Origin of the sequence: Flavobacterium sp. NPDC079362 (genome assembly GCF_050267765.1) — a bacterium.
Taxonomy (GTDB): domain Bacteria; phylum Bacteroidota; class Bacteroidia; order Flavobacteriales; family Flavobacteriaceae; genus Flavobacterium; species Flavobacterium azizsancarii.
This window is the reverse complement of record NZ_JBNNFM010000015.1, coordinates 24,505-50,451: the sequence shown is the minus strand read 5'-3', so window position 1 is coordinate 50,451 and position 25,947 is coordinate 24,505. Positions and strand designations below refer to the sequence as shown.

Here is a 25,947-nt window from a genome sequence, read left to right as displayed (position 1 = left end):
AAAATCAAATATTTTTTTTGCTTTGCGACAATCACGAGAATGTGTTCTGCGTAAAATTTGTTTATAGCAATCGACAATCACAATTTAACGATATTGTATTATATGATTACCAACAATATCCTCTCTGAAAATTTGCAATTAATTATCTCATAACAAACATCTTTTGTTATTAACTTTTATTATATCAAACTAAATAAACATGGAACAGGATTTATTACTAATGGGTGCTAGTGCTTTACGAAAAGCCGCCCTAAATGAGAAAGCAAAAGAGTATATTCTTTCAAATGAAATCTTATTCAAAACAATTAAAAAAGCTGCTGATCGATATATTGGCGGCGAAACATTAGAAGAAACTATTGTCAAGGTCAAGGAACAAAATAAGCAAGGTTTTAAAACTTCTATAGAGTTCATGGGCGAAAATACGCTAACTGAAAAAGAAGCGACCGAGGCATCTAATGAATTTATCAGGATAGCGCAAGAGATAAAACAACAACAATTAAACTCGACTTTTTCTCTTGATCTTTCGCATATTGGTTTAGCATTATCAAAAGATTTATGCTTAAACAATTTAGACTTAATATGCCAGGAGGCTGAAAAAGATAATATTGAAGTAACAATCAGTGCAGAAAATATTGAAATAACCGATGCTGTAATTGATGTCTACAAAACAGCTTCTCAAAAATATAAAAATGTTTCCATTACGCTTCAGGCTTATTTACATCGATCAAAAGATGATTTTGAAGATTTAATCCAGCAAAACGGAAGGATAAGAATGGTCAAAGGGGCTTTTGAAACTCCCGAGGGCTTTTCTATTCCAAGAGGAGCAGCACTTGATGAACGCTATTTATATTATGTAGATCAATTATTGTCAAGAAATTATAAATGTGCCATAGCAACGCATCATGATTTAATTCAGAAAGAAGTAGTTGCGATGCTTGAAAAATACAAACCGAGCAAAGAATTATATGAATTTGAAAGTTTATACGGCATTCAGAATGAGCAATTAGCCCAATTAAAAGAGCAAGGTCATCCAACAAAATTATACTTTGTTTATGGTAAAGAATGGTATTTGTATTTGTGCAATAGAATTGCCGAATATCCTTTGAATATTTTTCAGGCTTTGAATGACATTGTCAGTTAATATTTTGTTTCTGAAATAGTTGTATATAAAAAAACCAGTAAAGTTGGCTTTACTGGTTTTTTTATGTTTTAATGAGAATTTCTTCTCCCTGATTATATTAAAAAAAATACCGTTTTAAAAAAACTATGAAATTGTATCTGGTTTTTATACGAATCAGATGTTAATACTTTATTTGATTGGTTTTTAGAATCATAACTTTCTTTAAGATGTGATTTTAAATCCTTAATAATTGTTTTTTTCGTTTTGTAACCGCCCAATACAATCAAATCATTAATTTCTTCTATAAATGGTGTATTGCTATATAAGCGTTTATTAAATAAACATACCAGAATATTTGATCCTTTTTTTTCTAATGCCAAAAAATCGATTAATTCCAATTTATTGTAAACAACAGATATAAAACGATCAAAAGACAAAGTCTCAACTTGACTGTCAACTGCAAAAGAGTTTGTCATAAACTCAAATTCATCCGTCAGTTCTTTACTGAACATTTTTAAGAAATGTCCTTTATCATCATCTACTAAAACTTTTATCTTTTCTATTGCCATATTTTACTCCTTTATGTTATTTTTCAAAAAACCTGCTATTGAAAAACAAGCACAAAAGTATTTTTAAATAAACGCAATTAATGTCATAATAGGACATAAAAACCCCATAATAAGACTTTTATGCTTTAGTTGTTAAAGACCAGAAAAATGAAATTGTATAAATTCAGGACTCTTTCCAGCTGAATTAAAGTTTTGGACTTATTTATTAAATCGTCATTTCAACTGCTGCCCTTCTGTAAATTTTTGGCTCTTTTCTGCTATTTGATCTGTCTTCTATTAAAGTATTTGGCGCTTTTGTTCTAAATGATTCCATTTCTAAATCGCATAAGTTCTTGTCATCGAACATTTTACTGATGGCAATAATTTTTCCGTTGAATGCTTTTATATTGAAATATCTTTTATTGGTTTGAGATGTTTTTCTGTTAAATTTTGTATTGTCCTGCGAATTGTTTTTTACAGATTCAATCCCTTTTATGCACATAAATTTTCTGGTGTATTCTCCACTACTCAGAATAACTTCGTTATTATTGTTTATAAAATCAAATTGATATTCTCCATTTGCATTTATAGTAATTACAAATTTTTCCATTTTAAAAATTATTTTTTGTGTAACCTTATATTAAATTTCGATTCTAAATCGTAAAAACACTTAATCATTAAAAATGATTTTAAACGTTGTCCCTTTTCCAACCTTGCTTTCTACTGTAACGCTCCCGTTCATGGACTCAATCTGGTTTTTTGTAATGTATAAACCTATACCGTTCGATTTTTCATGATTATGAAATGTCTTGTACATCCCAAATAGCAAATGCCCGTATTTTTCGAGATCAATTCCCAGTCCGTTGTCTTTTATGGTCAATACCTTCTTTTCATTTTCCAGAAAAAAATTGAATTCAATTATCAAAAATTTTTCCGGATGCGCATATTTTATTGCATTTGTACATAAATTTTGCAAGACACTTTCGAGATAAGCCGGATTAAAATTAATAGTTGCTTCTGCAGGAATATTGTTTATAATTGTAGCATTATTTCTATGGCTATAAGCACTAACGATATTGAGAACCCTGCCTAAATAAGCATTTAGGTTCAGCGGTTCAACAATAATTTTATCATTATTCTGAATATTCACTATTTGCGATAAATCTTCTATTGTCTTGTTAAGATCATTAGAAACCGTTCTCAGGTATTTCATCGTTTCGCGCTTATCAGCGAAATTTTCTTCGAGGTCAATCATGTCCAGAAGCAATTTAAAATTTCCAGCATGCGAGTTTAAATTATGAGATACAATGTGAGAAAAATTCAAAAGCCTGTTACTTTTTTCACTGTAAAACTCCATTTTTTTCATTAGCTCCAACTCTTTCTCTTTTTGAGATGAAACCTCAGTATGAGTTCCTATTATCTTTGATGGTTTGCCATCGATATCGCGTTCTATTACTTTCCCTCTGTTTAAAATCCATTTGTATTTATTACCAGATGTAAGTATGCGATGAAAATTTTCGTAGAAAGGTGTTTTATTTTCAAAATGATTATCAAGAGCCTCGCAGTATTTTTTCAGATCATCAGGGTGAACAATTTCCTTCCATTGTTCAGGAGAATTAAAAACTTCGGCAGTATCTGATTCTAATATTTTAAAAGATTGTGGTGAATAATAAATAGTATTCGTTTTCATATTCCAATCCCAAATACCTGACACTGAAGTTTCCATAACGAACTTAAAACGTTCTTCTGAAATTTGAAACTTTAATTCCTGTTCCTTTAACTCTGTAATATCAGTTACTCTTCCGTACAGTTCAATACTTCCATCATTATTTACTTTTCTTTTTGATGTAATTTTGAACCAGCAAGAACCTTTTTCAGGCAATAATACCCTGAAAATAGTATTCCAGCTTTTCCTTTTTTTAATCGAATCAATCAATGATTGCTTGACTAAGGTCTTATCTTCATGATGAATTTGATTGCAGGCAGAAAGTATTGTATTGGTAAACATATCCTCATGCTGGATTTCAAACATATCATAAGCCGAATTGCTTATAAATGGCATATCGTAATCATTGTGCGCTGAAATCGTTAAAACAAAAAAAGCGTCCTGAATTTCGTCCAATAGTATAGATTTCAATTTATCTACTGTCTTATTTTTTTTGGTTTTATAAAAATCGAATTCCATATCCTCATCTTTTAAAAATAACATTCCTTAATTTCTAAGTATTACAGAATAAGTAAAGGAGAGATTTCTTTATTTTTTTATTAAACCTACTTTTAATAAAATCTCAATCTGGCATATATTCTCTCTCCTTTAAATCATTCTTATAATTCTATCTTTTTCTAAGCTCTAAAAATGATTATTTGTTGATCAGACGGCCACCCTCAAAAAATAAAATTGACCTGCATTGTATAAAGTCCAAAAACACAAACAAAAGCCGTCTGCGACAACAAAAAGATTATTCTTATATCAGGAAAATTTGGCATTAACAGGTAATTAAATATATCTCTTTCTTTAAATTCTTAATTGCTTATTCTTCCTGACGTTACAAAAATACTCTCAATAAAATCAATACTTTATAGAACAATGCACGGAGTTGTGTAGAATTATTTCTACAGAAAATAACTTACAATTCTAAAAATTTATGGCATAAAAAAACAGGAACCTGGCAGATTCCTGTTTTTGATAAATATTCGATAACAAACTGTGCGATAACAGTTAATGCGATAATCAGAGAGAACTATTCGTCATAATACAGCTGAAAGAACTTTATTAAATCAGCCAGATTGTCAATCTCTAACTTTTCGAAAATCCTGTTTTTATAAGTACTAACGGTTGTTTTTTTTATGTTTAAAAGTTCTAATATTTCCAGATTACCATATCCTTTAATTAATAGCTGTGCTACTTCAATTTCTCTGTTCGATAAAAGATCCAGCGGATTTGTGGGCTTTTTTGAAATATAAGAATCTAAAATTTTGTCTTTTATATTCTGGGTAATATATTTTCCTGATGCAATCATGGTATTGATTGCATTTTTCATTTCATCTTCTGTCGTTTCTTTGTTCAAATATCCCGAAGCGCCAGCATTTAAATAGCGCATCGCATAAATATTTTCATCATAGGCCGAAAATATTAATATTTTGACATCGGGCTGAATTGCTTTAATTTCTGAAATGACATTTATGCTATTACCATCAGGAAAATTCACATCCAAAATTAATAAGTTGACTTTTACCTCTTTTAGAATATCAAATGTTTCTTTAAAATTTCCTGCTTTATAAATTGTGGCATTCAAAAATAACTCTTTTATGATCAGAGAAACGCCTTGTCTTACCACGCTGTGGTCATCAGCAACTAAAAAACTATAGTTGTTGGATGTTGATTTCATTTTCATTTGCATAAATTAAAATTGTTGCGGCGCTCTTCTCTTCTTATTACTATTTGATATTGTAAAGTACAAAAATATAAACGTTCTGTTTTGAATTTTAAACCAAACTTATTATAAGATTGAACTTAATCGTTGTGCCTTTACCCTGCTGACTTTGAACACTAATTTCTCCACCAAATAACTCGACTATTTCTTTACATAAATTAAGTCCTAAACCAACTCCAAGATCATTCACTTTTCCTGAAACAGTTCCTTGATAATAGAGTTCGAATATATTCTTTAAATCATTTTCCGCAATACCAATTCCGTTGTCCTGAATTTCAACATTTAGATTAATTTTTTTACCTGAAATCTTATCAGGATCAATCGTAATTGCTATCAATCCGTCTTTTGTAAACTTATTGGCATTACCAATAATATTATAAAAAAGCTGGTGTATTTTTGTAGGATCTGAATAAACTTCAAGATCTGAAACCAAATTAGAACGAAACTCAATTTTATTGCCTTTACTTTCTACCAATGAAGTCATCGCGTAAATGATCTGATTGATTTCTTCGTTTAAATGGAAGTTTTTGTTGTTTAATTTTGGTAAATAATTTTCATCTTTAGAATATTCCAATATCTGATTTGCCAAAAGAAGCAACGAGTTTGTGGTAAACTGAATCGATTTAAAAGTATCTTTTATCTCAGGATCTTTTATCGATGAACTTATCATTTTGCTGTAAATAGAGATGATACTAAGCGGCGATCTAATTTCATGACTGACCATTCCCATAATCCTATTTTTAAAATTTAAGCTTTCGCGTATTTTAATTTGTGCAATGGTTAGTCTTTTCTCATATTGAAAAGCCATTCTGGTAAAACTAAAAAGTACAATCGATATAATAAACATCAATATTATCAGGACTGCAATAGTGTAACTTCTCACTATTTTATTAGAATTGTATTGATTCTGCAACTGTTTTTGGGTGTCGTCTTGCAGCGTGTTTAACGATTTATTATAATGAGGCATTATCTCTGCTTCTAAATTCAGCAGTTTATTATTAAGCTCCGTTAATTTTGAATCCTGATCCTTTAAACTTGCAAATGACTTTTTTAAATTCTGAAATTGATTTTCGTAGTAATTATTGGTAGTTTTAAACAAATTTGCAAATTGATCTTCGATGCTTCCGGATACCATTTTATCATTGTATTTCATGGTAACCGTAATCTTAAGCTGTTCTTTTTGCACATCCATTTTTCCGGCCAAAGCATTACCTAATCTTGTAAATAATCCTTTTTTTGACACACTGTCAACTTGTATATAAGAATCCGTTTTAATACTATCCAAAATCTTTTTATATTCAAATTTATTGAGTTTGAAAGATTTCGAAGTGTTATTTTTAGACGGATTAATCTGGGTTTCGATAATAGAATCAATATCTGCTTTTAAGGATTCAATGGTATATGCTGATCGATTCTTTTCCATCAGAATCTTCATAAATGCCTTATTATCTGTAGTAATCAAACTCAGGCTGTCTACCAAACGGCTTATTTCGTTTAATGAAACATTGTATTTGTCTAGTGAAGCCTGATCTTTTTGACTTTTATAAGCATTAAAATTCTTTTGAGAATCAATAAATGAATGATTTATTCTACCCGTATATTGCGATATTTTATTCAAAGAAGTCATAGAATCCAAAGCCTTAGACATTTCAGATTCATTTGATGTTTCATTGTACCAAATAATTACAACTATTAACTGCAACAAAATAACAAAAGCTATTAGCGAGTAATGAATTATTTTTCTGTGTTTGAATTTTAGTTTCAATAAACTAAATGTATCATTCAATAAATGCTTTCTAATCAAAATTTATATTTTTAAAATGATAAAAAAATAATGAGTAAAGAAGAAAATCAATAACTCATTCAATTGTTTTAATTAGGTATCTGAAGTATTATCATGAATGATGTACTACATTTTGAATAAATATTATTTATTGGATTTCAATCAGTATTACTGATTAAAATCTAATGCCGGTAAAAGTTGTTGTTCGCTTAAAAATAAACCTGGCTTAAATAAAAACAGCAAAGCTTATCCGGCAGCAAAATCAGCACTAATTATAACGGCAACAAATATTTAAAAGAGACTTGGGGATTCTTTTAATTCATTAAATATGCTATAAACAATTTACATATTTTCAATTATATTTTGAATATATATTTATTTTTATGCTTTTAATTAGTTGCAAAAGTAGCTTGCTCAGGATTAACATTGTGTAGAACAATATAAAACCGCATGTAGAACTTGTTCTACAAATAAAATACTCTTTTTACGATTAAAATTTTCTAAAATATAAATACAATTCAAGTGCAAAAATAGCTAAGTTCCTTTACAAAACAACCAGATAACAATTTAATATAATGATACTGCACAACGGGGCAGCATATTAATTTTGCTCTATTATTTATTTTCTCTAAATTCGGCTGTATTTACAAAAGAAAATCCTGCTCTACATTTCAGCAAAAACTAAAAAAGAACTCAAATCATTTACCTTAATACTATTATAGTTAATGTCTACTTTATATCAAAGCCCAAGAATAATTATTCGAGAATTTTTACCACACGAACAACAGACATTTTTAAATCTTTTTAAAGATGATCAGGTTACACAATACCTTCCTGAGGCTTCGCCAGAAAGATATGCTGAGATGTTTAATGAGTTGCTGGAGAATTATGAAAAGAAAAAACTTAGTCGATGGGCGATTTTCGATACTACAAATAATAATTTTATAGGAATGTGCGTTGCCCGTGTTTTTGTACCCAATACAAGCCAAATAGAAATTGGATATGTACTCAGCAGGCAATATTGGGGAAAAGGTATTGCGACAGAGGTTTGTAAAGCTCTAACTCAATATAGTTTTGCCCATACAAATACGAATGAAGTCGTAGCGATAACTGATCTCAACAATAGTGGATCACAAAATGTATTGCAAAAAGCAGGATTTGAACGATTGAATAATTTAATAAGAGATGAGGAAGAAATAGCTTATTTTAAGATAGAAAGATTGTTGTAGGTTATTCTTTTAATTTAAAATTAAGTGATTTATCTTTCCTATTAACCATTTATGATAATTTATAAAAAGTCAGGAGACTTTTATCAAGTTTACAACTGACAAGAAAACAAAAAAATTGCGCAAAGTCAGAGACATTTGCGCAGCTTTTTTATTAAAATCTTCAGGACTGGGAATTCTACCCATCTAAAGACCCCACATTTCCGGTTCTCTTTAGTACTCCCCAACTCTGGCTTTCTCCTTTTATCGCTCTTCTGATTGCTCTGAATAATATCACATACATTAACTGACGGTAGACAAATCGTTGCGGAATCAACCAAAAAAGTTTACTTAATTTTTCCTTTTCAAAAATAAAGGCAATTACGCTTACCAGCATATCTACCAACATAAATACAAGGTAATAGATTCCAATTTTATGAAGACTGTCTGTATTGTTATGATTCCAAATTAAACTGATTATTAGAATTAAATCTGCCAATGGAGCAAAAATGGGAAGCACGATCTGAAAAATTAATACGTTAGGCAATGACACCATTCCGAGTCCTTTATACTTTGGATTAAAACAGGCGTCACGATTTTTCCAGAATGCCTGCATAATACCATAACTCCAACGGAAACGCTGTTTCATGAATTCATTCAAAGTTTCAGGTGCTTCTGTAACGGCAACGGCTTCGACACAATTAACGATTCGGTAGTTGTTTCGTAGAATTCTTATCGTCAAATCACAATCTTCGGCAAGAGTATCAGTTGTAAAACCTCCTGCTGTTTCGATCGCTTCTTTTCTGAAAGCGCCAATAGCTCCCGGCACCACCGTGATTCCGTTAATCAAATCAAAAGCCCTTCTGTCAAAATTTTGAGCTGTAGTATATTCGATACTTTGCCATTTGGCAAGCATGGTATTTTCGTTTCCTACTTTTACATTTCCGGCAACGGCACCTACTACCTGATTGTTTTTAAACTGTAGGGTAAAACACTTCATTAATTGCGAAAGTGCATCTGTTTTTAATTGGGTGTCTGCATCAATACAAACTACAAAATCATTCTGAGTTATCGCAATTCCGTGGTTAAGTGCTGAGGCTTTACCTCCATTTACTTTGGTATGCACTTTTACAATATCATGATTTTTAAACGCTGTATCTACCTGACTGAATGTAGTGTCTTTTGAGCCATCATCGACAAAAATAATATCAAAGTTAGGATAATCCTGTCGTAGCAAGTTATGAAGTGTTTTTACGGCATTTACCTCTTCATTATAAGCAGGTACAATGATACTTACTTTTGGGTAACGTTCTCCTGCTATAGTATAACTTAACGGATATTTGTAATCTTTCCATTTTTTCAGGAAAACCATAATTGCCATTAATAAAATACGGATGAATCCTAAAAAAATAGCAATCCAGAAAAGGGCTGTAATAAAATTACCAAACCAATATCCAAGATCAAAAATGATGTTATCAAGGGTTACCAAATTTCCTTTTGCCTTTGGCATAATTTCATCTTTAGTCTTTCCTAATAACTTAGAAACGGTTGTAAACTGAATTCCTTTGTCTTTAAAATATTTTATGATTCTGGGCAAAGCTTCTACAGTTGCCTGTCTGTTGCCACCGGCATCATGAAGCAGAATAATTCCTTTAGTCGGATCAGCTTCATATCCTCTAATTACCCTGTTATAAATACTGTCAGCAACAACGCCTTTTTCCCAATCGTTAGGGTCGATACTTTCTCCTACAGTATAATAGTTTTGCAATTTACTTAATGCAACAGGTCGCAGCTCTGCTTCTGTTGTTGGCTCAGCATCAGCATTATAAGGCGCTCTAAAAAGTACGGTACTTCTTCCCGTAACCGCTTCGATTAATAATCGGGTCGTTTCCATTTCGGCAGAAGCTCTTTCTTTACTTACCACTGCGATATTAGGATGTGTAAAAGTATGATTTCCTATCTCATGCCCTTCTGTATAAATTCTCTGCAGAAGCGGGATATTGTTTTCTCCCTGAAGTCCGACTACAAAAAATGCGGCATGAATTTTTTCACGCTTTAATATATCTAAAATTTGTGGCGTATAAGTAGGATCAGGACCATCATCAAAAGTTAGAATAACCTCTTTATGTACATTCCCAAATTTGCTTATAACATATTTTGTAGGCAGTTCTACATATTTTTGTTCTGTAATAATTGATTCATTTGGATCTGTCTGCAGATTAATTTTTCCCGGCTGAGGATCCGTAAGCACATTCAGAATTTCTCCTTCACCGATATAATCAGGCGTCGAGAAACTCATATGCACTTTCTCTAATGTTTTAAAATCAAATGGGGTTTTGGCTATGCTTTTATTCGTCAGGCTTCTGTTATAATAATGCCATAACCTGCTGTCTTCACTACCTAATCGCCATAATGCGGTTCCGGCAGTACCATATTCATCTGCAAACCTGATGGTATTAAAATTAGTTGCGGCATCAGTAAAATAAACCTGATGTTTATTCCCTCTTCCGTCAGTATAATTAAACGAGTTATTATAACTGTTATCATTAAAGGTAATTTTCGCACCATATTGTTTGGCCAGCGATAATGCCTCGTCGTATGTAACGGTTACAGCTTCTTTATTTTTTTCCCAATCATAACCATAACCCGCAAAACAGAGAATAATTTTATTAGACGGAATCTCTTTTGCAACCTGATCCAGAATTCTTTCTGTCCATTTTTGACTGCTTATTGCTCCCGGCACACTACCGCTATAATGTTCGTCATATGCCATTAAAAACATATAATCATTATATTGAGATAATGCCTTTATATTAAAATCATCATCATTGGCCATGATATCCTGGGTAACAAGAAATCCCATGGGATGCAATTTTTCATAAAGTTCTTTTTGAAAAGCAATTATAGGCTCGTCGCTATTTTCTTTAAATTCCTCAAAATCAATATTAATTCCCTGAAGATTATATTTTTTAAGATTTTTAACGATATCGTTAATCAGCCTTTCTTTCTTTACGTTGTCATGCAATATTCTATGAACCATATCGCCGTCAAACTCTCCTTCGCCTTTAGATTCATTGATATTATTTATAAGAGGAACTATTTTTATTCCTGCTTTTTTCATGACTTTCAAAGCTGCCGTATCAATTTCTACCCGCAGTAAATCTGTTTTTGGATCTAAAAAAAACCATTCCGGAATTACCATATTGAGTTTACCAATATTCTTTTGAAGTGAAAAGAAACTTTGCGGATCCCAATCAACATAAAAAGCAGCACGAATTTCCGGAAAATCAATTCCTACGCTTTGCTTTTTTAGCTTTTCCATTTTTGATTTTGATCTCAAAAAACTATTAAAACCTTTGTATTTTATCAGTTCCTTCGCAGTAAGTTCTACTGGTGTACTTGGATTTACCAGTTTTTGTGTCGAAGTATCGTTCCCTAATATTGGCAATGAAGGTTTTAATCCTCTCTGGAGCGTAATAATAAAAACCGGAATCAACATTAAGAGGAGAAAAAAAATCAATCTGGTTGACCATTGAAAAGTTCTCCAACGCAATTTAGTTTGCGTTTGAAATACTTGTTTTTTATTGTCCATAATTTTAATTAAATACTGTATAAATTTAAGTCAAAAATCTGATTTAATTCAATTTAGACTTCTATAATGATCTGTTTATTAATCGTAGAAAAATCGCTCCTTTTTCAATTCATTGTTATTATCTTTTATAATTTGAGGTATAAACGAAATACAAGATCGTCTTCAAAAAAGTCTGAAGCTTCAATTAATCCGGTAAATATCTTACTTTTTTTTAATCTTTAATCAATAAAATTACTTTCTCTATTAATTTATATAGTATTTTTATATCAAAGCAAATAAGTGATATTACGATGACAGAAACAAAAAACACCAATAGCACTTTAAGTTTACTCAAAAAAAAAGCGCTGACTTTTTTCTCTAAAAACGGAAAATTATCAGGCCAGGTTATTTTGACATTTTTTTTTATTTTTGTCGGTATTTGGTTCATCAAAGAAGAACATAACGAGCTTTATCAAATAAAAAACAGTATTACCGAAGCCCAGCCACAATGGGTCATTATCGCTTTTCTGGTAACCTTTATATATATTTTTCTTCAAGGATTAATGTACGTCGTTTCATTTGATGCTATTGGTGCAAAAATCACCTGGAAAGATGCAAATATCTTATTCTTAAAGCGCAATTTTATAAGTGTATTTATTCCTGCCGGCGGCATTACCTCACTGTTCTTTTTTACGGATACGCTGTTAAAAAAAGGAACTACAAAAACAGATGTTCATTTAGCATCAGCGATTTACGGCTTTGTGGGTATCGTATCGGTAATCCTGCTGGCAATACCACTTTTTCTTTTTTCATTATTAGAAGGAAGTGTTAGTGCCAATGAATGGATTGTTTTGGGTCTTGTAATCGTTATTATTCCTTTACTGGTACTTTCGTTTAATTCTTTAATTCAGAAAGGAAAACTGTATAGATTACTCTTAAAAAGTTTCCCTAAAATTGAACCTTTTATAATTGATTTACAAGAACATAAAATAAACAGAACTAAATTTTTAAAGATCGTATTATGCTCTTTGATTATTGATATTATTGGTATTGTACATATTTATATTGCCATGAAAGCGCTTCAATTCGAACCATCACTTTTTGCTGCGGCAATGGCGTATGTTGTTGCTGTTATTTTTTTAATAATCTCTCCATTTTTGAGAGGTTTAGGCGCTGTCGAAGTTTCTATGGGATACCTGTTAATACAATATGGTTTTAGTAATATGGAAGCCGTTGCCATAACACTTTTTTATCGTGTTTTCGAATTTTGGCTTCCTCTGTTTGCCGGCGTTATTATATTTATTTCAAAGATTCAAAAACTGCTTCTTCGTGTTGTGCCTGCTTTGCTTCTACTGGTTCTTGGTATTATTAATATCATATCTGTTTTGACGCCTGCAATAAATAGCCGACTTATTCTCCTTAAAGATTTCCTGCCTCTTGAAGCAATACATGCATCAAATTATCTTGTATTGACCACCGGATTATTTTTATTGGTAACAGCAGCTTTTATGCTAAAAGGACTTCGAATGACTTGGTGGTTTGCCCTGATTTTATCTGTGATTTCTATAATAGGTAATCTTACCAAAGCCATAGATTTTGAAGAATCGACCGTTGCTTTTCTGGTTCTTTGTGTTCTAATCGCAACCAGAAAAGAATATTACGTCAAGACCAATCCAAGGCTTGGTATTATAGGTTTGCAAACCTCATTGTTAAGTATTCTGGCGGTTTTGATTTATGGTGTATTAGGGTTTTATTTCTTTGATAAAAAGCACTTTAATATCGATTTTAGTTTAAGTGAATCTATCCGTTATACGTTTCAGAATTATTTTCTGTTTGGGAGTGACAATCTTCATCCAACGGGAACTTTTGCCGAGCACTTTTTACTCTCTCTCAAAATTAGCGGATTCCTTTCTTTCGGTTTTCTAATTTATACACTGGTAAAGCCTTCCATAATAAAGAATACGGTTAGTCCGCAAGAAAAAGAAATTGCGACTGAATTGGTTAACAGCTACGGAAACTCAAGCCTGGATTATTTTAAAACGTATTTCGATAAATTGATTTTTATTTCTAAAAGTAAAAATGCCTTTATTTCTTATCGATTGTCCGGAAATTTTGCAGTTGTTTTAGAAAATCCTGTTGGCAGTAATACTCAGGAAACCTCCCTTTGCATCACAGAATTTGACCAGTTTTGCTATGAATTTGGATTAAGAAGCATTTATTATCGTATACCTGAAGCAAATTTAAAAACGTATACTGAATTGGGTAAAAAATATTTTTTCCTCGGGCAGGCAGCTGTTGTTGATCTGCGGGAATTTCATCTCGAGGGTCAGAATAGAAAATCACTCCGCAATTCCCTGAAAAAAATTAGTGATCTTGGTTTACAGCCCATTATTAACCAGCCCCCTATAAAGGATGGTTTACTGCAGCAAATTAAAGCTGTAAGCGACCAATGGCTTGAAGAAACTTCGAGAAAAGAGTTGCTTTTTTCTCAGGGTATTTTTTTATGGGAAGAACTAAAAAATCAAACCATTATTACTGTTCAAAATAGTGAAGGTAAAATTCTTGCTTTCTTAAATATAATTCCGGATTATGCAAAAAATGAAGGCACGTATGATTTGATCCGCAAAACAAATGATGCTCCTAATGGAATTATCGATTTTATGATGGTGGCACTTTTTGATTATCTTAAATCGAAAGATATTATTTATGCAGATCTTGGTCTGGCACCAATGAGCGGAATCGAAAACCCGCAAACCATACAGGAAAAATCAATGAAATATGCATATGAAAAAGTCAAATCATTTTCGCATTATAAGGGTCTTCGGGATTTTAAGGATAAATTCTCTACTTCCTGGCACAATCAATATATTGTTTTTACTGATGATTATGACCTAATCCAGATTCCGCGAATTTTGACAAAAGTGATAAAGCCTTAGGTTACAAAATTAGCTACTCCTATACCCTATAGCGAATAGCAAAAGTGTTTTACCCGGTTTGTCAATTTCGACAGAGGAGAAATCACACAAGAGACTCCGTCATAAAAGTCGCTAATCTTTGTCGATTATCGAGTGTGATTTCTCCCTTCGGTCGAAATGAAACTTTGCGGATAAACTTTGTTATAGACCTTTGTTGTAAACCTTTGTGACAATCTTTAGTGATATACTTTGGCGACATCCTTTGTACTATTCCGGAAGTAGATCATCTAAATCAGATGTTTTATAGAATTTAAGATCATTAAGTTTCATGTATTTACAGATGAACTCTAAGGTTTCTATTTTTGTCTGATAATTTTCGGTTACGTTTTTAACGGGTTTGTGTCCACATAAAAGCAAAATTTTATTGTGCTTTTTGGCGTAATCCAATAATTCTAAAACATACGGAATACTAAAATGAATGTGGCTGTTATCGATATCAAAGGCAAATACAATTTTTGAATTATTAAAAAAACTGTCTTGTTTCTCCGGAGCTTCACCACCAAAAGCTCTTCCTCTTATTATTTTATAATCATCAGATAAAGCTTTATCAAGGGCATCAGATCTTTCTCCGTAAGGATATGCAAAAGTACTTACATTAAATCCCAACCTTTTCATTGAAATGATCATAGGATCAATTTCCTGCTTCATATATTCGTCTATGCCATTTTTCTGAACGAACTTAACAGCATTGTAATGATGATATCCATGTGCAGCAATTTCATGGCCTTCTTTTTGCATTTCGAGCAGTTTTTTAATCTGTGGCGCTCCAATAGAATCTATTCTGCAAACATTAAAGGTAGCTTTCCATCCGTATTTTTTCAAAGCCTGATCAGCTTCATACCATTCATCGACATAAGCATCATCAAAAGATAAAATCACACCTGCTTTATATGGTTTAGGATCAGCCTTTTGCTTTTTGGTTTCACAGGAAAAAATAGTAAAGAACATTAAAAGTAATAGTACTTTAGTAAAAAATAGCTTCATAAATGTAATTAAAATAAATGTTCTCTTAAAAATTAAAATGAAAGATACATATTTCTTCATTACTACAAAGAATGAAATCGTAAATTAATTCTAATATATTTACTTACTTTTAAAAAATTCAATTAATCTGTTCGTAAACCATTTCGGATTATCCTCTCCCAAAGCGTGTCCGCTGTCCGGAACTAAATCAGTTGTTACATTATTGGCTACTTCTCTAATACAATCAAATGTTTGCTTGTAGGGTATGCCTTTTTCTCCATTAATAGCAAGAACAGGAATATTTAATTTTCCTTTAAAATTAGCTCGATTTGTTTTTCCGTCTCCAAGAATCGTTGCGTATCGCATAAATCCTGCTTTCATTGCACCTTGTCTGCTGCAGGCCCAGACCCGCAAGTAACATAATGCAATTTAATTCCGTTTACCTGCGTATACTGATCTGCGAATAAAGTATCAGTAGCAATTTTATTAGAAGCTTTATCTTTTGATTGATAATGCGTTTTGTTATTTGGTTTTTGAGCTTTTGTAATATTAAATGATAGCAGTACTATCAACAAAAACAGTATTTTGTATTTCATTTTGTTTAATTGTAAAGTTTATTATTTTAAAAAAGGATAATCTGTATAGCCTTTTTCGTCGCCGCCAGCGTACATTTTTTCAGGATCAGGTTTATTCAAATCTGCGTTTACACGAAATCTTTCCGGCAAATCAGGATTAGCCAAAAACAAAGCCCCAAACGAAACCAGTTGGGCTTTACCATCTTTAACTATTTGCTCTGCAGTATCACGCGTATAACCTGCATTTATGATCAGTGGCTTATGAATTAAATCTCCAAAAGCTTCGACGACATCTTTAGGATATTGAGCAAATTCATCTATCGGAAACATGGGCTGCATTAAATGCACATAAGCTATTGGTAATTTATTGAGTTCTTTCAGCAAATAAGCATATAATTCTACAGGATTTTCATCAAACATACCATGATAGAGAATACTTGGCGATAATTTTATGCCTGCACGATCTGGTCCTGTGATCGCAATTAATTCTTTCATTACTTCAAGTATAAAACGACTACGGTCTTCTATGCTTCCTCCATACTCATCTGTTCTTTTATTGGATGATTCTGATAAAAACTGATTGGGGAGATAACCAAAGGCTGCGTGCAATTCTACCCCATCAAAACCGGCTTCGAGTGCATTAATTGCTGATTGTTTATAATCTGCTATAACTTGTTTTACTTCTGCATGTGTTAATTCATCAGGCGTTTCAAATTCTGACCATCCAAAACCGGTATAAGCTTTCTGATTTTCTATACGAATTGCAGAAGGTGCTACAGGTCTTTCGCCATTCTTATTCGCAGAATGTGCTGCACGACCGTTATGCCATAATTGCGCGATTATTTTTCCGCCGGCTTCATGAACCGTTTTGGTAATTTCTGTCCAGCCTTTTATATGTTCATTGGTATACAATCCCGGTGTAAAAGGCATCCCAATGGCCTGTTTTGAAATATTCAGACCTTCAGATATAATTAATCCTGCCGAAGCTCTTTGTTGATAATAGAGCGACATTAATGGTACAACATTACCCTCATTATCTGCCCTGCTTCTGGTCATTGGAGCCATGACCATACGGTTTTTTAAGTATATTGCCCCTAATGTAATTGGTTCTAAAAGTTTCATTTTTTTTATAAATATTTAATTGTACGTATTTAAAAACAGCTTTTTAAAATGCTGAAAAATCTCTTTTTATTAAAAAGATCTTGCTAAATTACCTCCATTACTTTACTTTTGCAAGTAGGTACACTTTTGTACACTATAGACATAATATAAAGCAATACGATGGACACAAGGGAGACGAAGAAAAAAGAAATTGAAAAAATTTGCGATATACAAACTGCTCTTGCAATTTTGGGAGGAAAATGGACTTTTTTGATCATTTATACTTTACTCGACGGAAAAAAACGTTTTAAAGAACTCGAACGTTCTGTTACAGGAATCAATACCCGAATGTTGGTTAAGGAACTAAAAAGTCTCGAAGAACATAAAATTCTTATTCGCGAAGCTTTTGCAACAGTTCCTCCCACTGTTGAATATTCATTAACCGAAAAAGGAAAAGATTTAAAAACTACAATAAAGAATTTACATCAATGGACTGAAGATTGGCTGGCAATAGACGGGTCGAAATAATTAATATCTCTTTTCATTCTATTCTTTACTGATTTTTTGCAGGAGGTTCTACTTTTTAATTACTTTTATAGCAACAAATCTAGTCACTGCCAATGATTATCAAGAAAAAGAATACCTGGTTTAAAATGCTTTTTGAATGGAAAGGGTCTGTTTTGCCACAATTGCTTCCCAGGCTTTTGTTGTTATTGCTGTTTTCTCTTTTGGTAGTTTATTTTAAACCTTATTTAATAAAATACAATCTGCATATTAATCCGGCTATTTTTACGCTTTTTGGGATTGCTCTTGCTATTTTCCTTGGTTTTAGAAACAGTGTAAGTTATGACCGGTTCTGGGAAGGGAGAAAACTTTGGGGAGCATTACTAAATGATACCAGATCGCTTGCCAGACAAAGTATCACTTTTATTAATGATCCCGCATATGAAGCTAAACGTGATAATTTTACTAATTTATTAATTGCATTTGTATATAGCCTGAAGCATCAGCTTAGGGAAACTGATCCGGAGGAGGACCTGAACCGATTGCTGCCGAAAAATTTTATTGAACAGCTCAAAACGGTACAATATAAACCAATTATTATTTTGAGGCAGTTGGGAATTTGGGTGAAAACTGCTAAATCAGAAAACAAAATAGACAGTGTTACGCAATTGGCTTTTGAAGAAAACCTGAATAAACTCTCCGATATTGTAGGCGGATGCGAAAGAATTGCCAGCACTCCAATTCCTTATACCTATAGTGTCTTGCTGCATAGAACAGTTTATATTTATTGTTTTTTATTATCATTTGGTTTTGTAGAAACAATGGGTTGGATTACTCCTTTTATAATTGTTTTTATTGCATATACTTTTGTTGCGCTTGAGGCAATTGCCGATGAATTAGAAAATCCGTTTGGATTACAGCCTAACGATCTCGCACTGGATACAATGGCTCAAATGATAGAGAACACGCTGTTAGAATTAAACGACAAAAAAGTAAGACCAATACAAAATCAAAATCTCTATTGTATTACTTAATTTATACTATTACACACGCCAATTATTTCAAGTTATGAATAAAGTATTATTAGTCGAAGACGATCCAAGAGTTGCCTCCTTTATAACAAGAGGACTTGAGGAACATCTCTATGAGGTAAAAACAATTACAAAAGGTTTTGATGCCATAAAAGAGGTAATGGAGAATACTTATAATATTATTATTCTCGACATTATGTTGCCTGATATTACGGGATTTGAAGTTTGCGAAGTTTTAAGAAGCCGAAAAATTATTGTGCCAATACTTATTTTAAGTGCGCTTGATACGCCACACGAAAAAGTAAAAGGTTTACAAGCCGGAGCTGATGATTATCTGGCAAAACCTTTTTTGTTCGAGGAATTGCTGGCAAGAATAAATGCGCAGCTTCGCCGTGCTGAATTCAGCACCGGAATTTTAGATTTTCAGTCCTATGCCGGAGTTGAAATTAATATGAAAGAACAAAGTGCTTCCAGGGACGGGAAAGAACTGAATTTGTCTTCGAGGGAATTGAAGCTTTTGATTTTTTTTATGAAAAACCGTGAGAAAGCATTGTCCAGAATTGCAATTGCACAAGCGGTCTGGAATATTGATTTTGATACTACATCAAATACTGTCGATGTTTATATTAATTATTTGCGCAATAAAATAGACAAGAACTTCCCTACCCCTTTAATTCATACTATAAAAGGAACAGGATATATGCTCAAACAAAAGAGTCATGAATCTTAAAAATAAATTAGCGGTCAATTCTACTTTGCTTTTTGCTTTTATAGTCGGGCTTCTTATGGCCGGATCTTTCCTCTTGTTTAGAAGTCATATGAAAGATCTTTATTTTGATAATCTTGAAGATCATGCGATGACTGCCGCACTTTTTTATTTTGAAAAAGATGAAATAAAAGAGATGAACAGCGCCCGTTATCAACAAATTGAACTTCAGTACAAACGAATAAACAATGAGTCTATTCGTATTTACGATGCTAAGACCAACAAAATTTATATAAAAGATACAATTGACTTTCAATTAAGCGATAAGGACTTAGAGAATATCAAAAAAGAAAAACTGTTTACTTTTACGAGAGGTAAAAGACAATTTGTAGCTCTTTTTTATACTGACAATCAGGGAGATTTTATCATTGTAGTTTCAGGAATTGATCGTGCAGGTAATAAACAAGTAGAGATACTGGGCTTAATGTTTATTTTATTTTATCTGGTGGGAATCCCTTTAAATTATCTTTTGGGAACATTTCTGGCAAGACAAACTTTTCGTCCCTTTACGGAAGTTATAGCCAAAGTAAATACGATAACAACAGAAAATCTTCATTCGAGATTAGAAATACCACAAACTAACGGTAAAAATGAAATTAAAGAATTGGCTACCACTTTTAATTATCTTCTGGAAAGACTGGAGAGTGGCATAATGATTCAGAATAATTTCCTGAAAAATGCTTCACACGAATTAAAAACTCCTCTTACTATTATTATTGGTGATATTGATGTCTCACTGCAACAACCCAGAACTAACAAGCAATATGAGGAAATACTAAAATCTTTAAGAAAAGATACTCTGCACCTTAAAGCTACTCTGGAGGGACTTCTTGTATTATCAGGACTTGAATTGTCTGAACCTCAACAAATGGAAACTGTACGAATAGACGAGATATTATGGAATGTTCTGGAAAAGAAAGCCATTGAATATCCTGAATCTAAGGTTTCTGTAGATGTAAATGCTATTGCTGATCATGAACATTTACTTTCTGTTCACGCCAATAAACACATGCTTTTTATTGCCTTATACAATATATTGGATAATGCTGTTAAATTCTCCTCTCCTGCTCCGGTAGAAGTGTTTGCCCTTTTAAACGAAGGAAAACTTATGATAAAAATTACAGATCAGGGTCCGGGAATTTCAGAAGAGGATAAACAATCTATTTTTGATCTTTTTTTCAGAAGTGATAATACACGCCATATTCAGGGTCAGGGTTTGGGTCTTTACATTACCATGCAAATTCTTAAACTTCATAATATAAATTTGACAGTAGATTCTGAACTCGGAAAAGGCACTTCGTTTTCGTTGGTATTTCCTTAAAGAATTATTTTTTTTTCTCGCAGATTGTGCAGAACCAAAGTAACCATAATTATTGTCATCCCGAGGAACGAGGGATCTCCGCAAGAAACTCCGCAAGCAAAATCGCTAATCTCTGTCGAGCTGCTTGTGTGATCCCTCGTTGCCATAAGTTTGCGCAATGGCATGCGGATGACACGGATTCGCTAATGCGAAAGCACGGATTGATGCGGATTTTTAATAGTAAATTTTGATTACGCACAATCTTGTCATCCCGAGAAACGAGGGTTCACACTATCCCGAAGCCCAATGTCATTAAGTTAAGCTTTTAAAAATAAAATTATTGCAAACCAAATCCGTTTTTATCCGCGTATTTACGAAGTAAATCTATTATATCCGCGTCAAAATTAGACGCTGATTTTACTGATTCGCTAAAGCGAAAACGCTGATAAAAACGGATTTTTCCAATTACTTTCTTGATTAAACTGTAAAGTAATTTTATAGATTTCCCCTGAACTTAATGACATCCCGCTAAAGCTGGACGCTATTCAATTTTATGCTCATTTGAAATTATCATTGTCTTAATATATCAAAATATTTACATTTTTACATTAGAATAGTAATATCTAAAGTTATCAATTTTACCGATCGCTAACATTTGCTTAACACTCTAATCTTTTTCTAATCTACTTTAAACTCAAATCTAATCTACTTATTTTTAGATTTTTACACAAAGCGTTGATTCTAAGTAGTTAAAGCGATTTTAAAAAAATAACACGTTCATAATCCTTAGTTAACAATGAATTGTTTTATGATTTTAAGTTAACAAAAAGCTTAAATCAGATCGAAACAAACAGAGTTTCTTTGTCAAATAAAAACTAAAAAACAATGACAAAACTAAAACTCTTTTTTTCGGCTTTAATGCTTCTCGTTATGGGAAACATTTTTGCCCAAATTACAACCTCATCCTTATCTGCAAAAGTTAGCGATGGAACAAGTCCACTTACTGGTGCTGAGGTTACATTAACACATTTACCTACTAATGCAGTTTACAGAGCTGTAACGGATAAACAAGGTAGATTTAGTTTCGAAAATTTAAATGCCGGCGGACCTTACGAATTAGAAATTAAAAGTTCAGGTACCAAAGATTATTCTAATGCACAAATAAATTTAGCATTAGGCGATAATGATTTACCTGCTATTGTGGTTGGTAAAACAGATAATAATGTATTAGAAGAAGTGGTTATTACAGGTTCAAAACCTTCTTCAAAAAATAATGGGACAAGTATTAATGAGAAAAAAATTAATGGTTTACCGTTAATCAACAGAGGAATTCAGGACGTTACAAAATTAGTTCCTCAGAGTTCTAACAACTCTTTTGCCGGAACCAATTTTAGATACAACAACGTTACGATCGATGGTTCTATAAACAATGATGCAATTGGTTTTAGCCCGTCTTTGGGTGGTCAGTCAGGAACATCAGGAATGCCTGGAAGCAGTACACGATCAAATTCTATAAGTCTTGATGCAATACAGGACATTCAGGTTTATATTGCTCCTTATGACATTAAATTAGGAAACTTTTTAGGCGGAAGCGTCAATGCCGTTACGCGCAGCGGTACAAACGAAGTGACCGGATCTATTTATAGCTATGGCAGAAATTCAGCTATGACAGGTCCTAATAATGCAGGTGACGGTTCTAAAATGCCAAAATCTTTTGGTGATTATCAAATTGGTTTCAGATTAGGCCTGCCAATTATTAAGGATAAATTATTCTTCTTTACTAATATGGAATATGCAGAGAGAACGGATCCTTTATTTTACAATGCCGGACAAACAAACTCTGACGGAAAATTAACTTCATTGGTTGATAATACTACAGCAGAACAAATTTCGAATTTCGTTAAGTCAAACTACGGATTTGATCCTGGAAGTTATGGTGCCTACAACAACTTTGCAAAAAGCCAAAAATTCTTCAACAAATTAGATTGGAAAATTAATGACAAACACTCTCTTTCGTTAAGAAACAATACAGTAATTTCTCAGGCATCAAATTTAGAGCGTGACGCAGCAAACTTTAGATTTTCAAGCATGGATTTTACACAAAAAAACCAATCCAGCAGTACTGTCTTAGAATTAAAAAGTCATTTTAACAGTCAATGGTCTAACTCATTCCTTGCAAGTTATTCAGCTATTAAAGATTATCGTGATCCAAAATCAGGAAATGCTATGTTTCCTCAGGCAGAAATTGGATATAACGGAGGAACAATTTTCTTAGGAAATGATCGTGAAGCAACTGTTTTTAATATGAAACAAAATACAGCCGAAATCACAGACAACCTTACTTATAAAACAGGAAACCATACTTTATTATTTGGTACTCACAACGAATTTTACGACATTAATTACGGTTTTGTAAATGCTCTTAATGGAAGGGTTTCATACAAATCACTGGCAGATTTCTACAGCAAAACTCCAACTCGTGTTCGCGGAACGTATCCTTTTGACGGTTCTACAAGAGATGAGATTTTTAATAATCCATACGCTAAATTTAAAGTAAACCTTTACAGTTTTTATGTACAGGATGAGATTAGAATTGGCAACAAACTAAAAGTTACGCCTGGTGTGAGAGTTGATTATACTGATTTGCCAAATAAGCCAAAATTAAGTCCACAAGTACAAAACTCGCCGGCTGACCCTAATTATGGCACAACATATAGTTATACGCCATTAAGCCAGATTAGTAACAACTTTTTTAGCACAGCACTAATTTCGCCAAGAATAGGATTTACTTATAATGTAGACGAAGATAAAACTCTTGTTATAAGAGGTGGTTCAGGAGTATTTACAGGCAGAATTCCGTTTGCATGGTTAGGATATGCGTATTATAATGACGGTGTAGGTTACGGAAGTTACGATAAAAACAACCTTACTCCTGCTCAGGTTGCAGCAGCTGGTGATCCTTTGGCCAACAACGGATTAAACGGATATCATGATGCAACACCAAAGGTACAGGCAGATTTAGTTGACAATAAATTTAAAATGCCGGCTGTTTTAAGAAATTCTCTTGCAATTGATAAAATCATTAACGGATATAAATTTACAACAGAAGGTATTTATACTAAAGTGATTCGTGATCTTGAATTTCAACAAGTAAATAAGACTGATAACCCTACTTATTTTTCTTATGATACGAATCACCAAATGCCAATTTACGCCGCTAATATCAATCCTGCTTTTTCTAATGCTTATTTATTGTCAAATACAAACAAAGGATACAGATATAGTATTACGGAGATGGTTTCTAAAACATATGATTTTGGTCTTAGCTTTATGGCGGCTTATACGTACGGAGATTCAAGAGATGTTACAAACGGAATTCGTAACTCTATGGAAAGTAACTTCCAGATGAATCAGTCATTGACTCCTAATGATCCTCAATTGGCAACTTCTAACTTTAATATCAAACACAGAATCGTTTCTAATGTAGGATATGCTGTAAAACTGGCTGAAAACAATACTTTCTCTGCAAACGTGTATTTTAATGCGCAATCAGGAAATCCGTTTTCATGGGGATTTGTAAACTCAACCATTGCAGGAACAGGACAAGCAGCAGGATTGGCTTATATCTTTAAAGATGCAGCAGAAGCGGCTAAATATATTGGGGTAAGTTCTACTGGTGTTCGATCTGCAACAGCAGCGCAACAAGTAGCAGATTACGAAGCTTTTATTAATGGAAATGATTATTTGAAAACAAGAAGAGGAACATTCACTCAAAGAAATGGTGATACTACGCCTTGGAACATTCAGGCAGATTTGAAATTAATGGATGAAATAAAAGTTTCAAAAGTGGGTACATTCCAAATCTCATTTAGCATGGCTAATGTTGGAAATCTTATCAATAAAGACTGGGGAAGAAGTTATTTCGTTCCAAACACTTACAATTCAACAGCCAACTTAGGATTAACAAAATCAGGAAATTTAGGCGGAGTTGCTACTGGCGATCCAACATATACTTTCCAGAAACCTACGGCTACACCTTATACTGTAGATCAATTAGCCTCAAGATTCCAAGGGCAGCTTGGATTGAGATATTCGTTCTAGAAGATTGTGTTTTATTTTTTTTATTGTCCCCCAGTTTCAACCCTTATGAAACTGGGGGACTTTTTTTATACCTGTATTTTATATTTCGATATATTTTCCGTTCGATTTACATTCTGAGATTTAGTGCTAACTAAAATTAGTCTTCAAAACGTTTTACAAAATTTAGAATCATTCTATTGCTCTTCTTTTGATAACCAAAGCTATTTTGAAGTAAATTTCATTAGGAGAATTCAGAGTCGAATACATTAAAAAATAAAACTATGCAGGCAGAAAATCATTATATCAATAGAAGTGGTTGGCTACGGGCAGCTGTTTTGGGTGCCAATGACGGAATTTTATCAACAACCAGTCTGGTTATTGGTGTTGCCGCTGCCAGTGCTTCCAGAGAGCCTATTTTACTTGCAGCAGTAGCCGGTTTGGTTGCAGGTGCACTTTCTATGGCTGCGGGCGAATATGTATCCGTAAGTTCACAATCTGATGTTGAAACAGCCGATTTAAAAAGAGAAAGAATAGCACTGGAGACTATGCCGAAAGAGGAGCTTGAGGAACTAAGGGATATTTATATTCAAAGAGGATTAAATACAGTATTAGCAAAACAGGTTGCTGAAGCACTAATGGCACACGATGCGCTTGAAGCTCATGCAAGAGATGAACTGGGAATAAACGAAATCACACAGGCTAATCCTCTAATGGCCGCTTTTGCATCGGCGACGTCTTTTATTACCGGAGGATTGCTACCGGTTCTGGTAGCCTTTTTTGCTCCTATCAAAGATATGGTGTTCTATCAATATGGTTTTTCGATACTTTTTCTGGCACTATCCGGAATTTTGGCCGCTAAAGCAGGAGGATCAAAAACGATAAAAGCGGTATTGCGTATTTGTATCTGGGGTACTTTTGCAATGGCAACATCGGCATTGGTAGGTTATATTTTTGGAGTTCAGACTGCTTAAACAAGACCATAAGAATTCTC

Annotated in this window: 19 protein-coding genes; 9 read left to right on the top strand and 10 right to left on the bottom strand. The window is 32.9% G+C overall.

Annotated features, from left to right (window positions below; genetic code table 11):
- The first annotated feature begins 199 nt into the window (after window positions 1-199).
- Complete coding sequence (locus ACQKCJ_RS14045; protein WP_427402240.1) at window positions 200-1,141, top strand: proline dehydrogenase family protein; 942 nt, start codon at window positions 200-202, stop codon at window positions 1,139-1,141.
- Between the two features lie 92 nt (window positions 1,142-1,233).
- On the opposite strand, the gene ACQKCJ_RS14040 is transcribed toward ACQKCJ_RS14045, so the two are convergent.
- From ACQKCJ_RS14040 to ACQKCJ_RS14020, 5 genes are all read right to left on the bottom strand, one after another.
- Window positions 1,234-1,689, bottom strand: coding sequence for a hypothetical protein (locus ACQKCJ_RS14040; protein ID WP_271336090.1), 456 nt, complete (start codon window positions 1,687-1,689; stop codon window positions 1,234-1,236).
- 205 nt (window positions 1,690-1,894) lie between these two features.
- Window positions 1,895-2,278 (bottom strand): YegP family protein, encoded by a 384-nt coding sequence (locus tag ACQKCJ_RS14035; RefSeq protein WP_427402239.1) that lies wholly within the window; start codon window positions 2,276-2,278, stop codon window positions 1,895-1,897.
- 60 nt (window positions 2,279-2,338) lie between these two features.
- Window positions 2,339-3,853: a PAS domain-containing sensor histidine kinase gene (locus tag ACQKCJ_RS14030; RefSeq protein ID WP_427402238.1), complete on the bottom strand. Its 1,515-nt coding sequence runs from the start codon at window positions 3,851-3,853 to the stop codon at window positions 2,339-2,341.
- A gap of 556 nt (window positions 3,854-4,409) precedes the next feature.
- Window positions 4,410-5,063 (bottom strand): response regulator transcription factor, encoded by a 654-nt coding sequence (locus ACQKCJ_RS14025; RefSeq protein WP_271336087.1) that lies wholly within the window; start codon window positions 5,061-5,063, stop codon window positions 4,410-4,412.
- Window positions 5,064-5,154: 91 nt separating this feature from the next.
- Window positions 5,155-6,906: a sensor histidine kinase gene (locus ACQKCJ_RS14020; RefSeq protein ID WP_271336086.1), complete on the bottom strand. Its 1,752-nt coding sequence runs from the start codon at window positions 6,904-6,906 to the stop codon at window positions 5,155-5,157.
- Between the two features lie 704 nt (window positions 6,907-7,610).
- Here ACQKCJ_RS14020 and ACQKCJ_RS14015 point away from each other — a divergent pair.
- Window positions 7,611-8,114 (top strand): GNAT family N-acetyltransferase, encoded by a 504-nt coding sequence (locus tag ACQKCJ_RS14015; RefSeq protein ID WP_271336085.1) that lies wholly within the window; start codon window positions 7,611-7,613, stop codon window positions 8,112-8,114.
- A gap of 175 nt (window positions 8,115-8,289) precedes the next feature.
- Here the strand turns inward: ACQKCJ_RS14015 and ACQKCJ_RS14010 are convergent, their stop codons facing one another.
- Entirely contained in the window at window positions 8,290-11,682 is a 3,393-nt protein-coding gene (locus tag ACQKCJ_RS14010) for a glycosyltransferase (RefSeq protein ID WP_427402237.1), read from the bottom strand.
- Window positions 11,683-11,972: 290 nt separating this feature from the next.
- Here ACQKCJ_RS14010 and ACQKCJ_RS14005 point away from each other — a divergent pair, with 290 nt between their 5' ends.
- Complete coding sequence (locus ACQKCJ_RS14005) at window positions 11,973-14,597, top strand: phosphatidylglycerol lysyltransferase domain-containing protein (protein ID WP_427402236.1); 2,625 nt, start codon at window positions 11,973-11,975, stop codon at window positions 14,595-14,597.
- Between the two features lie 246 nt (window positions 14,598-14,843).
- Here ACQKCJ_RS14005 and ACQKCJ_RS14000 read toward each other — a convergent pair whose 3' ends face one another.
- The 4 genes from ACQKCJ_RS14000 to ACQKCJ_RS13985 form a co-directional block, all read right to left on the bottom strand.
- Entirely contained in the window at window positions 14,844-15,620 is a 777-nt protein-coding gene (locus ACQKCJ_RS14000) for a polysaccharide deacetylase family protein (protein ID WP_427402235.1), read from the bottom strand.
- A gap of 99 nt (window positions 15,621-15,719) precedes the next feature.
- On the bottom strand, window positions 15,720-15,980 hold the full coding sequence (locus ACQKCJ_RS13995; protein ID WP_427402234.1) for an alpha/beta fold hydrolase: 261 nt from the start codon (window positions 15,978-15,980) through the stop codon (window positions 15,720-15,722).
- Window positions 15,977-16,195, bottom strand: a complete 219-nt coding sequence (locus ACQKCJ_RS13990; protein ID WP_271336080.1) for a hypothetical protein — start codon at window positions 16,193-16,195, stop codon at window positions 15,977-15,979. The genes ACQKCJ_RS13995 and ACQKCJ_RS13990 overlap by 4 nt, the downstream gene beginning before the upstream one ends.
- Window positions 16,196-16,216: 21 nt before the next feature.
- Complete coding sequence (locus ACQKCJ_RS13985; protein WP_271336079.1) at window positions 16,217-17,296, bottom strand: alkene reductase; 1,080 nt, start codon at window positions 17,294-17,296, stop codon at window positions 16,217-16,219.
- Window positions 17,297-17,455: 159 nt separating this feature from the next.
- On the opposite strand from ACQKCJ_RS13985, the gene ACQKCJ_RS13980 reads away from it, so the two are divergent.
- The 6 genes from ACQKCJ_RS13980 (at window position 17,456) to ACQKCJ_RS13955 (ending at window position 25,927) form a co-directional block, all read left to right on the top strand.
- Window positions 17,456-17,803, top strand: a complete 348-nt coding sequence (locus ACQKCJ_RS13980; RefSeq protein ID WP_271336078.1) for a winged helix-turn-helix transcriptional regulator — start codon at window positions 17,456-17,458, stop codon at window positions 17,801-17,803.
- A gap of 92 nt (window positions 17,804-17,895) precedes the next feature.
- Complete coding sequence (locus ACQKCJ_RS13975) at window positions 17,896-18,813, top strand: bestrophin family protein (protein ID WP_427402233.1); 918 nt, start codon at window positions 17,896-17,898, stop codon at window positions 18,811-18,813.
- A 34-nt stretch (window positions 18,814-18,847) separates the two neighbouring features.
- Complete coding sequence (locus tag ACQKCJ_RS13970) at window positions 18,848-19,540, top strand: response regulator transcription factor (RefSeq protein ID WP_072953911.1); 693 nt, start codon at window positions 18,848-18,850, stop codon at window positions 19,538-19,540.
- Entirely contained in the window at window positions 19,530-20,897 is a 1,368-nt protein-coding gene (locus tag ACQKCJ_RS13965; protein ID WP_427402232.1) for a HAMP domain-containing sensor histidine kinase, read from the top strand. The genes ACQKCJ_RS13970 and ACQKCJ_RS13965 overlap by 11 nt, the downstream gene beginning before the upstream one ends.
- An 864-nt stretch (window positions 20,898-21,761) precedes the next feature.
- Window positions 21,762-24,977, top strand: coding sequence for a TonB-dependent receptor domain-containing protein (locus ACQKCJ_RS13960; protein ID WP_427402231.1), 3,216 nt, complete (start codon window positions 21,762-21,764; stop codon window positions 24,975-24,977).
- A 260-nt stretch (window positions 24,978-25,237) separates the two neighbouring features.
- On the top strand, window positions 25,238-25,927 hold the full coding sequence (locus ACQKCJ_RS13955; protein ID WP_271336074.1) for a VIT1/CCC1 transporter family protein: 690 nt from the start codon (window positions 25,238-25,240) through the stop codon (window positions 25,925-25,927).
- Window positions 25,928-25,947: the final 20 nt, after the last annotated feature.